We start from the raw sequence: 13,189 nt of genomic DNA on the forward strand, positions 1-13,189 counted from the left end.
AGAAAAGGTATTCAAATTAGTCTTTATAAATCCCGAATTATAATGCAGGAAAATAACTTGAAAGCCATTCAACCCAGGTCATTCGTTCCAAAAACAACAAATAGTCGGCACCGATATGCTAAAAGCCCTAACTTATTAAAGGATAGAGCAATGCCGGTAAAGATGAATGAAGTCTGGGTGGGTGATATCACGTACATCCCCTTAAAAGGAGGGAAATTCTGTTATTTAGCCGTGTGGCTGGATCTTTACTCCAGAAGAATAATTGGTTGGACTTTATCGACTCATATGCGAGAGGAAATTGTAATTACCGCTTTTGAAAAAGCTGTCAGATTGAGGAACAAAATTCCAGCAGGGCTCATTGTTCATTCAGACCGAGGAGGTCAATATGCAGGAAATGGCTTTCGCTCCCTTTTAAACAAAAAACAGGTAAGCCAAAGTATGAGTGACCCTGACAACCCTTACGACAATGCATTCATGGAATCATGTTTTAGTCGCTTCAAAGCCGAATTAATGCAAGAAAATAAATGCTTTGAAAGTGTTGAAGATGCCCAAACACAAATTAGGGAATACATAGATCAGTATTATAATGTTATACGATTACATTCATCTCTGGATTATAATACACCAATAGAATTTGAAACAGAAAAATTAATAGCAGTTTAAAATGAGTAATAAATGGAATGGGCTAGCGCCCATATCGTCCATCAAGTGGGGGCTTCGCGCCCCCAGACCCCCCGCGGGATTTTTCAGGCATATCTCCTCCAAATAGAACTGGTAGCTCAGTGAACTACCAGAATACCACTTATCAGGAGTAGCCAACCTTGACTATTCGTCGGAGTGATCATATTCCTCAGCGGATGCTTCCCAGCAGCGCCGCTTATGCTTCTGATCAACGTAAATCTATAAATCAATTTTTGAAAAGAAAAATCTATCTTTGACTTAGCAAAAACTACTGTCCGGATTTTTCAACACACCTCAAGGAGAGTAAAAAGTTTATTTAAACGGTGATCGTAAAAGCGTACTGAAAGTAAACGATTCCGTTTATTATGCTACGTGACTTAAGTTTTTTGATAGTCTTGTTATTCACAATTATTTATTCGAAGTTACTGCATTTGCTTGTCAAGGGGTTATAGAGATAGAAGGAGGTTTATACGTGGTACACAAGCAGAACTATGTGAAATCAGATGGAGAAGCCGATCTTGAAGATATAAAAGAAGTCCTGAATTTTAATGGCTTCATGAATATTAAGAGAAATGATTATTTTAATCAAGACTTTGACTTGTTGTTGGAGGATATGCATGATGAAAACGTAATTACGATTGACGGAAAGCTCTTTTTTATCGATACGGTTTTTTATATCACAAAGAATGGTAAAGTTTAATTCTGTTACCTATAATAGCTTTTTTTATATTGATGACAAGCAAATTAGCAAGCGAACTGTTTAGCTTATTCTTATATTGAAAGTTTAAAACTAAAATCAATATAAGTATGGCGTCCGTTAAACTATAACCTCGATTGGAAAAGATAAATGTGAGTAATCCAATCCCAATTGATTTACGTTTGACCAAAAACAGAAAGTCTAAGTAGGTTGCTCTTGGTGTAAATATCAACCCTGACGATTGGAACCAAAAGACAGGCAGAGTTAAATCCAGCCCAACCAATGCTGTGCGAATAAACAGTTTTATTTCTAACAACGAGGCAGAAGCTGATGCCATTTATCTGGAAATGGAAACTAAATCCAGGTTCATTAGTATCTATGATATATAATCTAGAATTCTTGGTAAGCCCCTGAAAGACTTTTTTGAGTTCATGACAAAAGGGAGTGCCGCGCTTTCTTCGGAATTGAATATTGGGACAATTAGGCGATTTAATTGCACGCTTGGAAGCACTCATAATATTCAATTTATTTCGTATTTTTAGCCTGAACTAAGATATTCACAACCAATTGTAGGAAATGCTGTTAAATATTTTTTATTATTGGATAGTTGAGTTGATAAAAGAGAATTTAAAGTAGATTAAAATACACGAGCCATATGAATAAACAAATACAAATATCTGAACAATATATTACAAATAGAATTTACACGATTCGCGGGTGCCAGGTAACGGTTGACAGGGATTTGGCGGAAATGTATCAGGTAGAAGTAAAACGGTTAAATGAACAAGTTAAAAGAAATATTGAGCGTTTCCCAGAAAGCTTTCGTTTTCAGCTGAGTAACCGAGAAAAAGATGAACTGGTCGCAAATTGCGACCGGTTCGAAACTTGAAAACATTCTCGGACCAATCCCTACGCATTTACAGAACAAGGCGTCGCTATGCTTTCTGCAATTTTAAGAAGTGATGTTTGCTGTCCAGGTAAGTATTCAAATAATTAATGCATTTGTGCAAATGCGAAGGATTATTGGGCAGGAAACTATTCAGCACTTACGACTCTCAAATATTGAAAACAAGCTAGTTGAACACGATCAGAAGTTTAGCCAGATTTTTAATGCATTGGAACAAAGCGAGTTACCACAAAAGGAATTTTTTTCGATGGACAAGTTTTTGATGCTTACAGTTTTGTTTCAGATTTAATTAAAGTCGGTCTTAAAACATTTAACGTTAGGAGGTGGTTAAAATGTTGATTTATAATTGTTTGAGTAAAATTAAATTGCTAAAGTACCCATTAGGGAATTAACGCATACTAATTACGGGTAAAAGCTATTCACTGACATCTCTGAGCTAATTGAACAAAGCAAGAGGCGTCTTGGACAGACGACGAATGCTACACTTACGCTTTTATATTGGCAAATAGGCAGACGATTCAACTCTGAAGTGCTCAGCAACAAACGGGCTGATTATGGGAAACAGGTAGTTTCGGAGCTTTCTGTGGAATTGGTTGAACAATCCGGCAATGGGTTTTCTGAAAAGTATTTGCAGAATGATGCAGTTTACGAAGGTTTTTCCCGATGAGTAAATTGTCGCATCAGCAATGCGACAATTGAGGTGGACGCATTTTGCCTTGCTTATTCCTCGTAAAAACCCACAACAGCGTGAATTCTATGTCGAAATATGTAGAAATGAATAGTGGGGTGTTAAAACACTTCGCAGTAAAATCAACGGGATGCTTTATGAAAGAACTGTCATCGGCAAAAAGCCTGACCAATTGATAAAACGGGAAATAAGGACCTTGCGTGAAGAGGATATATTAATGCCTGACTTGGTATTTAATGATCCTTACATCCTGGATTTTCTTGGTTTGAAAGACACTTATAGTGAACGGAATCTGGAAGATGCAGTGCTCTGAGGCTACATTCCAGTCCCGGGTTATGTTAGAGCCAGTTTCCTCCTCATCCATTTTCATCCAACGTCGGCGCTTAAGGATCAGGAATACTCGGTGGCCGCGAAGGGGGAAGTCCTGGATGGTTATCTCCGGATAGAAGCCTTTTGAGTGGTATTTGCCTTCACCAAATTCAGCAGGAATCACATTAGGTTCCTCAAGTTGTATTTCAAGGGTATTGCCGCCTTTTTGTTCTTTGACTGACTTAAGTTCAAAATGGTCCAATATATACTTAGGAGAATAAATTTTATAAGTGCTAGGTAGCTGTCTTGCATATGATTTTAAATATTCGACAAATTTAAAAATGCAAAAAGGCGCTATTATTAGCGCCTTCTGTGAGCTCCATGGTACGAATCTCGAATCGATTTTTGGAAGAATTAAAAAGGTTGGCAAGTATTTATAGATTTCATTTTGTTGATAATCATCATGTTGGGATTGACAAGGCGCAGCAACTCGGACAATTTAGTAGAAAAAACGAAAATTTTTTGAACAGAAGAAAGCCTGGGAAACAAAATCTATAGAGAATAGCTATCGCTATATTCCTATAAGGTCAAATGATTATTACTTTTTTCGATCCCGTGAAGTATTGTTAGTGATAAATATATTAAAAATTTATACCTTTATAGAAATTCAGTCCCATGGCCGAAGAGACCAAAACGCAGCTTGTGCTTGATTATTTACCAGCTATTAATTATGCATTATACCAGAATCATGTTCCTGTTATCAGAACATTATCTGTTAAAAATACTACGGATAAAGAATGGGGGAGCCTCATTATTAAAATAGAGCCTTCGGATGATTTTGCCGATCCCTTGGAGCTCCATACGGAACAGCTGTTACCGGGCAGCACCTTCCAACCGGAAATTATCCGGCTGAAGCTTAAACCCTTTTTCATTTATAGTCTTACGGAAAAGATGACTGCCTCTTTAAAGTTGTCTATCCGGGCAGATGAAAAAGAAGTTTACAGCGAGGATTATGATATTGACTTGTTGGCATACGATCAATGGCTGGGGAACAGTATCCTTCCGGAAATGCTTTCCGCTTTTGTGATGCCCAATTTGCCTGACCTGGTGCCGATCCTTAAGTCTACAGCCGGGATACTTGGGAAATGGACAGATAATTCTGCTCTGAATGATTATCAAAGCCAGAACCCCGATCGGGTAAAGAAGCAAATGGCAGCACTGTATGCCGTTATAAAAGAGAAAAAAATTACTTATTGTAGCGTCCCGGCCAGCTTCGGCGGTGCTGGACAACGGGTAAGGCTTGTGGATACCGTATTGGGCACCGGTATGGGCAATTGTCTTGAAATGTCCTTACTATATGCTTCCTGCCTGGAGGCAATGGGATTGCATCCGATACTGGTGCTCATTAAGGGACATGCCTTTGTAGGCGCCTGGCTGGTAGATGACACTTTCCCAGATACGGTAAACGACGATCCTTCCTTACTTACCAAAAGAATGGCCAGTGGGATTAACGAGATACTGCTTATTGAAGCAACTGCCATGAATGAAGGGCCGGCGCCAACCTTTGATGATGCCATACAGCTTGCGGTTAATCATTTTGCCGATCTCTCTACTTTTGAATATTTTATTGATGTGCACCGCAGCCGTTTCAGTGGCATAAGGCCCATGCCATTAAGAAGAAAGATCGGTGAGGAATGGCAAATGATCGACCATGAAAATAGTGTTGTCGAGAAACCGGAGATAAGCAATCCTGCTGCTTTAGAACAAAGCATTAAACTGAACCATGTCAAAGAAATTAATTTCGGGAAACAACAGCTGTGGGAACGAAAACTTTTGGATCTCAGTCTTCGGAATAACCTGCTTAACCTCCGTATTTCAAAGACATCGCTCCAGTTCATCCCTGTGCCACCTAATGAGTTAGAGGACGCCATGGCAGGCGGTGATGAGTTTCAGATACTGGCCAGGCCCAGGGACTGGGATAACCCACTCCGTAGTGCCGGTGTTTATCAATCCCTGAATAGCCAGGACCCGATGCTTCAATTGGTACGGCAGGAATTAAAACAGAAGCGGCTGCGTGTTTATGTATCAGAAGAAGATCTCTATGCCGGGTTAACCGGGTTATACCGGAATGCCCGGCAAGCCATGGAGGAGAACGGAGCCAATTCTTTATACCTGGCAATCGGATTACTGCGCTGGTATGAAACGCCTTCCAGTGAACGGCCAAGATTTGCACCCATCCTGCTGATGCCTGTGGAGATTATTCGAAAATCAGTTAAGAAAGGCTTCATTATCCGGAGCCGGGAGGAAGATACGGTGCTGAACATCACCTTACTGGAAAAGCTGAGACAAGACTTCGGACTTGCATTATCCGGTTTAGATCCTCTGCCAAGAGATGAGAGCGGCGTGGATGTAAAACTGATCTTCAATATAATACGGCAAACGATCATGTCCATGCCTCGTTGGGATGTGGAAGAACAAATATTTCTGGGCACGTTCTCTTTCAGTAAGTTTATCATGTGGAATGATCTACATTCAAATGCCGATAAACTAAAAGAGCATCCCATTGTAGCCGGTTTGACCAACGGATCTTTAAAGGATCCGCTTGACTATATTCGGGAAGAAAATCTTGATAATAAATATGGTTATGAGGACCTGCTGCTTCCAATAAATGCAGACGCTACTCAGTTACGGGCTATTAGCGCCGCTACAGCCGGAAATAGCTTCGTCTTACACGGACCCCCAGGTACCGGCAAATCTCAGACAATTACCAATATTATAGCCAATGCGCTATACCGTGGAAAGCGTGTGCTGTTCGTAGCGGAGAAAATGGCTGCTTTGTCCGTGGTACAAAGCCGTTTGGCGGCGATTGGGTTAGCGCCTTTCTGCCTGGAATTACATTCTAATAAAGCCCGGAAATCCGAAGTGCTTGCCCAATTGCAAAAGACCATGGAAATCGTTCGGAAGCATGCGCCGGATAGTTTCAAATCGGAGGCGGAGCGGCTCAACCAGTTGCGCAAGGTATTGAATGAGTATGTAGAAGTGCTGCATCAAAAACAAGCTTATGGCTACTCCCTTTACGACCTGTTCAATGAATATGTTCAATACCCGGAAGCAAAAGATGATATCTCGTTTTCTGCGGTGGACTTAAATAGTCTGGACAGGGAAAAGTGGCATCAGTGGATAGATATAGTAGAAGAACTGCAAATAGCCGCCGGCTTATGTGGCGACGCTTCCAAAAGAAATCCCCTCTATGGTCTGGAACTCGGTGAATATAGCAGCCAGCAAAAAGAAAAAATTCGCCAGGAACTTGGATTGTTCATCAAGGCCCGTGAAAAGCTGAACCAGATATTGCAACAGGTTACCCAAATATTGCACTGGCCAGATGATAGCTGGACAGACGGGCAACTTCAAAAATTTAAGGAGCTGATCGACTGTATCTTTCAGTTACCCGATATGCCGGAAAGCTTCTTTCAAATCCAGCATTTATCGGATTTCGAAGAAGCGTTATTACCATTGATCAACGCAGGAGAACAGCGGGATAAAATAAGTAGTACGTTGAGCCAAAAATTCCAGGCAACATTGTTAGAAGCGCCTGCAGGTGAGCTACTCACCGCGTGGAACCTCGCCTCTGCAAAATGGTTCTTACCCCGGTATTTTGGACAGAAAAAAGTAAAGAAGAATTTATACGCTTTTTTAAAAACCGGGGTCATCACCGGCCAGGAGGTGCCACAAATCTTACTCGATACGCTCGCGTACCAGGAAAATAACGCCGTTTTAAATCAACATAAAGATTATTTAGACGCGAAGCTGGGTCGTTTCTGGAAGAATGGTCATCCTGTATGGGAACAGGTTAGCCAAGCGTTAGCCGGAATTCATGCATTAAACACTCACCTTTTACAATCGAACGCTGATCAGACTACTGTTTTTACCCGTCGTCAAGAAATTGGACATTTGTTTCAGAAGGGGAAGGCCTCCTTTATGGACAATGAGGCTCCTTTGCTGCAATCTTTGGACCAGGTGATCCGGGACGAACAGGCTAAGCGGCATGACCTGGAAAAAGTGTTGGGTTGCCACCTGCCATTCGAGCGGAGCAATGCCAAAGACGAAGGGTTGGAAAAGGCTTCCTTATGGCAGGGGCACCTGGACGAGCTTAAAAACTGGTTTAACTGGACACAGGTACGTAAAAAAACGCTTGCACTGCACCTGGGAAGTTTTATAGCAGCCTATGAGACAGGAGCATTTAAAACGGATCAGATGCTGGACAGCTTTAAAAAGAGCCTGGCTCGTAGTCTTGCTACGCAGATCATTGCCTCCAGCCAGCCATTATCTGCTTTTAACGGTCAATATTTTGATAGTCAGATTACGAAGTTCCGGGAGCTTACCAATACCTTTACCAGGCTTACACAGGAGCTGCTATACGCTGAACTTTCATCCCGGGTACCCGTATTTTCCCAGGGAGCCGTAGCTACTTCGGAGAGCGGCATCCTGCAAAAGGCGATCAAGAGCAATGGCAGAGGCATGGCTATCCGGCAACTCTTTAATAATATTCCCAATTTATTGCCCAGAATGATGCCCTGTATGCTGATGAGCCCTATTTCGGTGGCGCAATACCTGGATGTCAACAGCGAGCCGTTTGATTTGATTCTTTTTGATGAGGCTTCACAAATGCCCACCAGCGAAGCGGTCGGCACCATTGCCCGGGGCAAGAGCCTCATCGTGGTGGGCGATCCTAAGCAAATGCCACCCACCAGTTTCTTTTCTTCTGTCCATTTTGATGAAGAAGACAGCAACGAAGACTTGGAAAGCATACTGGACGACTGCCAGGCACTTTCCGTGCCGTCCCGGCAATTACAATGGCATTATCGCAGTCAGCATGAGAGCCTGATCGCCTTTAGCAATGCCAAATATTATGACAACAGCTTATTTACCTTCCCTTCTCCTGATGACCTGGCCACCCGGGTGCATTATGTCCCGATTGAAGGAGTCTATGATCGGGGTAAAACCAGGCAAAACCGGGCAGAGGCCGAAGCGATCGTCCGGGAAATGGTCTGGTTGCTCTCCCTGCCCGAGCAGGAACGGAAAAGCATCGGCGTGGTCACCTTCAGCTCTGTACAGCAAACCCTTATCGAAGACCTGCTGAACGAAGAATTTGCCCGCAATCCTGCACTTGAAGAAGCAAACAACAAGGCTGCAGAACCGCTGTTTATAAAAAATCTGGAAAACGTACAGGGAGATGAACGGGATATCATTCTTTTTTCTGTTTGTTATGGCCCGGATGATTCGGGGCAGGTGTCGCTTAATTTCGGACCGTTGAACCGGGACGGTGGCTGGCGTAGGCTGAATGTAGCCGTGTCAAGAGCACGGTACCTGATGAAGATATATGCCACTTTGCATGCCGACCAGATTGATCTGAGCCGTACCCGCTCGGAAGGGGTTGCAGGATTGAAGGCATTTCTGGCTTTTGCCGAAAAAGGGAAAGTCGCTTTGCCCATACCTCAAACTGCTGCACCGGAAAATCATACCCTGGCATCACTGGAAACATCAGTGGGCACTTTCTTAAGCGCGCAGGGATACCGGGTCGATACCCATATCGGCTGTTCCGGTTATCGTATTGATATGGCTGTGATACACCCGGACAAACCAAAGGAATATCTGGCAGGGGTGCTGTTTGACGGGTATAACTACCTGGCCGGGCAAACTGCGCGGGATCGGAATGTGGTCCAGTCTTCCGTTTTACAGCTGTTGGGCTGGAAGATCTTCCGTATCTGGGCCTTGGATTGGTGGGAAAACAAGGAACAGATCATGCAGGCTTTGCTGGATTACCTGGATCAGCAAAAAGCCATTATTGTGCCGGATGCCCCCAATCGTGAAATGCCTGTAGCGCCTGCTCAAATTGCGGAAACGGTGCCTCCTGAATACCAAACTGCTAACCTGGAAAAGGAAGAAACGATTGCTTATAATAAAGTAGCAACAGCCAATGACCAACCTGTTTCTGATCCGGTAGCCGTACCGACAAATCAAAGTTTCGCGTATTCGGTATATAAACCCGCTGAGCTGCCGGTCATGACGCAGGTCACTTACGAAGACTTTTTGGCATATGGCAGCACCCAGACCTTATTGCAGCAGATCCGCCAGGTGATTGATATAGAAGCACCTGTGACGCAAACGCTCTTATGCCGCCGTGTGTTGGCTGCTTGGGGCATTAGTCGGTTGGGCACACGCATCCAGGCGCGTTTCGAGCAGGTTTTCAGTGCAATGCAATTAAACACCACCCAGGACCAGGACGGCAATACCTGTTTCTGGAAGGAAGAACAAATGCCCGAAGCATATACTGATTTTCGGGTGCCGGATAGCGAGGCGAAACGCCGCAATGCCGAAGACCTGCCTGCCCGGGAGGTGGCCAATGCAGTTCGGGAAATCCTTACTACCCAGATCAGCATGCCTGAAGATGACCTCGTGCGGGAGACCGCCAAGCTATTTCAATACGGTCGTGTGGGCGGTAATGTAGAAACCGCTATGCGCCGTGGAATCCGGGAAGCTGTTCAGCAGGGAAAGGTGAGGCGGGAGAATGGGAGGGTTGCAATTTGTTAATTTTTATGATTATTCTATTTCTGTATACTATAATATACTAACCTCAATCTATTCACATGATAATATTTTTACCCGCTCTTGAATTAACTCTTTATCAAAAGACTGGAAGCAAAAATATAGCAAGGCAACTATTGGCCTCAAAGTGTTCAATATCTCTAAATATATCAGAGGAAAATCGCTTTTATCTGATAATAAAAGAAAACGGAAGCAAAATCTGTTTCACTACCAAAGAAGAATATATTCCGGAAGGAATTGAATATGCGCTTCTTACTAATATACTTCCAAGTAAACAACGATTTGAAGAAGGCAAAATAGTTATAAAAGGCTGGGCGAAGCATCCTTTTTTAAAAGGATACTCACCCAGTGAAGTTAGAGAATCGTGGAAAAATGATTTTTTATATAAGGAAGAAGATGACGAAGGACCTGGTTTAAGGCAACCACAGATTGCAGCATTGCATATGATTATGGGGCATCTCAAGCTTCCATTGGATGCAGCAACCATAGTAATGCCCACAGGTACTGGTAAAACGGAGACAATGTTGGCTACCTTGGTTGCTAATAGCTGCGAAAAGCTTTTGGTTACCGTACCTTCTGATTCCTTACGAAATCAGATAGCTGCAAAGTTTTTCAATTTAGGCCTACTAAAACAATTTGGTGTTGTTGGCGAAAAGTCGTTATATCCAATTGTTGGAATTATTAAGAATAAATTTGAAAGTACCGAAGATATTACTGAATTTTTAGAGAAATGCAATGTAGTCGTAACTACCATGAGTTGGCTTACCAATCAGGATAACGAGACTCAAGGGCTTTTCGCCAGAACTTTCAGCCATGTATTTATTGATGAAGCTCATCATGTGAAAGCGTCTTCGTGGAATGAGTTCCGGAATAAATTCGACAAGGAAAAGGTTATCCAATTTACAGCGACGCCATTTAGAAATGATGGAAAGAGACTGGATGGGAAAATTATTTCCAACTTTCCTTTAAAGAAAGCACAGGAACAAGGTTATTATAAAAAGATAGAGTTTATTTCTATCCGTGAATATGAGAAAGAAAAAGCGGATCAAGAAATTGCAAAGGTGGCTGTTGAACGTTTACGTTCAGACTTAGCTAATCCAAACCCTTACAATCACATTCTTATGGCTCGTTGTGCTACCAAAGAGCGGGCAAAAGAAATTTTTAAATTATACGAAGTTCATAAAGATCTTAATCCTGTTATAATTTATTCGGGAGCGCTTAATTTTAAGAAAACTTATGATAAGATACTTCAAAAGAAAACGAGATTAATCGTTTGTGTTGATATGCTTGGTGAAGGTTTCGATTTGCCGGAATTGAAAATAGCGGCATTTCATGATATTCGAAAGAGTCTTCCTATTACATTACAGTTAGCGGGTCGCTTTACAAGGACGAAATATGATGAAGAGCTTGGCGATGCCTCTTTCATTGCCAATATTGCTGATCTGGAGGTGAGAGCCGAATTAGCCGATTTATATGCGACGGATGCAGATTGGAATGAAATTCTTTCAGATGCAAGTTCGGAGCAAGTGAATGAACAGGTAGAATTTAAGGATTTCATGAGTGGTTTTAAGAAATTGAACAATGCTAACATCCCTTTTCAGAATATCAGACCTAAATTAAGCACAGTTGTTTATAAGAATAAGACTAATACTTGGAATCCGGGTAATTTTCAGAAAGGAATCTCAGGATATGATAATCTTGAATTTAAATTTCATGATACAAATCGGGAGCATAATATGCTTGTTATCGTCACTGGTAAAAGATTTGACGTAGAATGGGTACATGATAAACGGGAAATTTATGATATTCAATGGGATATCATTATAGTTTACTGGGAAACCAAAAATAATCTTCTGTTCATAAATAGTTCGGACAATGGAAGTATTTATACAGAATTGGCCCAAGCGATAATAGGTGATAATGCTGATATTGTCAAGGGAATAGATGTTTTTAGGACTTTCTATAATATCAAAAGAGTAAAACTACAAAATGTCGGATTAAGGCAGTTTTTAGGTAAAAACATCCGCTTTAGGATGATGGTAGGAAGTGATGTTGGGGAAGCATTGAGTCTTGCAGAAAAACAAAGAGGTGAAAAAGCTTTTGTCATGGGTACCGGTTTTGAAGTTGGTAATCCGGTCAATATAGGAGCTTCATATAAAGGAAGAATATGGACAAAACTTCAAGGAGATTTGAAACAATTTAAAAATTGGTGTATAGCTTTAGGAAATAAACTGGTAGACAAAAATATTGACCCTAATCAAATTCTTAAAGAAACACTAATTCCGGACCTAAGAACAAATCTTCCAAATTTATTTCCTGTATGGATAGATTGGGATACAGATATGTACCTCGATGTCGAAACCAAATATAATTTCATTATAGGTAGAGTAAAATATGACCTCTCCAATATAGAATTATGCTTAGTCAATCCATCCATAGATGGCGATTTGTTATTTTCTCTTAAATCCGAAACACAAGAAGCAGTTTTTAAGCTGGAACTGTTTGAAGAGAAAGATGGTGATGAGTCGTTTGCGGACTTTAAAATAACTCAACAGTCAAAAGAACCTGTAGAAGTCCAATTTGGACGTGCTAAAATTGATGGAGTTACTTTCTTTGAAAAATTCATCCCTACTGTTTGGTATGCTAATGGTTCTGCGCTTACAGGAAACGAATACTATGAACTCAAACAGCAAATAGGTATTTACCCTAAACATGAACTTATATCCTGGAATTGGGATGGTGTGAATCTAAGAAATGAAGCGCAAGGTATACAACCTAAGAAAGTTGATTCTATTCAATACAAAGTCATTGAGCAACTGAAGCAAGGAGATTTTGATATCATCTACGATGATGACTATTCCGGTGAAATTGCCGATGTTGTGACTATTAAAGCGCATAGTGATAAAATTGAAATTAAGCTATATCATCTAAAGTTTGCTTTAGATGGTGTAGTCAGTAACCAAATTAAGAATTTTTATGACGTATGTGGACAAGCTCAAAAATCCGTGCATTGGAAACACAAATCAGGCAAGGAATTCATCAACCACCTCCTTAAACGAGAAACTAAATCGAAGAAGGGCTTGTCCTGCTCTCGACTTGAAAAAGGTAATAGAAATGATTTGGTAAAACTGATGGGTATATTAAAAAACGAAATTCCTGTTGAATATGAAATTTTGATTGTCCAGCCAGGGCTGTCAAAAGCAAAAGCGTCTGATGATATTTTGACATTGTTAGGTGTTACAGCTACCTACATTAAGGAGTTTGCAGATATTAATCTTAAGATAATAACAAGTAGATAATT

At 41.3% G+C, this 13,189-nt stretch carries 7 protein-coding genes and 1 pseudogene; 6 read left to right on the forward strand and 2 right to left on the reverse strand.

What is annotated here, in order from left to right:
* Together BLU80_RS08975 and BLU80_RS08980 are read left to right on the forward strand one after the other, a co-directional pair.
* A partial coding sequence (locus tag BLU80_RS08975; protein ID WP_091396896.1) for an IS3 family transposase occupies positions 1–663 on the forward strand: 663 nt, incomplete at its 5' end.
* Between the two features lie 409 nt (positions 664–1,072).
* Positions 1,073–1,381: pseudogene (locus BLU80_RS08980) on the forward strand (putative polyvalent protein kinase domain-containing protein); the annotation flags it as partial.
* Positions 1,382–1,554: 173 nt separating this feature from the next.
* Here BLU80_RS08980 and BLU80_RS20215 read toward each other — a convergent pair.
* On the reverse strand, positions 1,555–1,893 hold the full coding sequence (locus BLU80_RS20215; RefSeq protein ID WP_244518838.1) for a hypothetical protein: 339 nt from the start codon (positions 1,891–1,893) through the stop codon (positions 1,555–1,557).
* A gap of 140 nt (positions 1,894–2,033) precedes the next feature.
* Between BLU80_RS20215 and BLU80_RS19865 the strand changes: the two genes are divergently transcribed.
* Both BLU80_RS19865 and BLU80_RS20100 read left to right on the forward strand, forming a co-directional pair.
* Positions 2,034–2,267, forward strand: a complete 234-nt coding sequence (locus BLU80_RS19865) for an ORF6N domain-containing protein (RefSeq protein WP_244518839.1) — start codon at positions 2,034–2,036, stop codon at positions 2,265–2,267.
* Positions 2,268–2,712: 445 nt separating this feature from the next.
* Positions 2,713–2,952, forward strand: a complete 240-nt coding sequence (locus BLU80_RS20100) for a DUF1016 N-terminal domain-containing protein (RefSeq protein ID WP_091396907.1) — start codon at positions 2,713–2,715, stop codon at positions 2,950–2,952.
* A gap of 235 nt (positions 2,953–3,187) precedes the next feature.
* Here the strand turns inward: BLU80_RS20100 and BLU80_RS19535 are convergent, their stop codons facing one another.
* Positions 3,188–3,712 (reverse strand): ISAon1 family transposase N-terminal region protein, encoded by a 525-nt coding sequence (locus tag BLU80_RS19535; protein WP_449371659.1) that lies wholly within the window; start codon positions 3,710–3,712, stop codon positions 3,188–3,190.
* Between the two features lie 245 nt (positions 3,713–3,957).
* On the opposite strand from BLU80_RS19535, the gene BLU80_RS09005 reads away from it, so the two are divergent.
* Together BLU80_RS09005 and BLU80_RS09010 are read left to right on the forward strand one after the other, a co-directional pair.
* The gene (locus BLU80_RS09005) at positions 3,958–9,873 is read left to right on the forward strand and encodes a DUF3320 domain-containing protein (RefSeq protein WP_091396914.1); all 5,916 of its coding nucleotides are present in this window, start codon (positions 3,958–3,960) and stop codon (positions 9,871–9,873) included.
* Between the two features lie 56 nt (positions 9,874–9,929).
* The gene (locus tag BLU80_RS09010; RefSeq protein WP_091396917.1) at positions 9,930–13,187 is read left to right on the forward strand and encodes a DEAD/DEAH box helicase; all 3,258 of its coding nucleotides are present in this window, start codon (positions 9,930–9,932) and stop codon (positions 13,185–13,187) included.
* Positions 13,188–13,189: the final 2 nt, after the last annotated feature.

The organism is Arachidicoccus rhizosphaerae (assembly GCF_900107765.1).
In the GTDB taxonomy this organism is placed as follows: Bacteria; Bacteroidota; Bacteroidia; order Chitinophagales; family Chitinophagaceae; genus Arachidicoccus; species Arachidicoccus rhizosphaerae.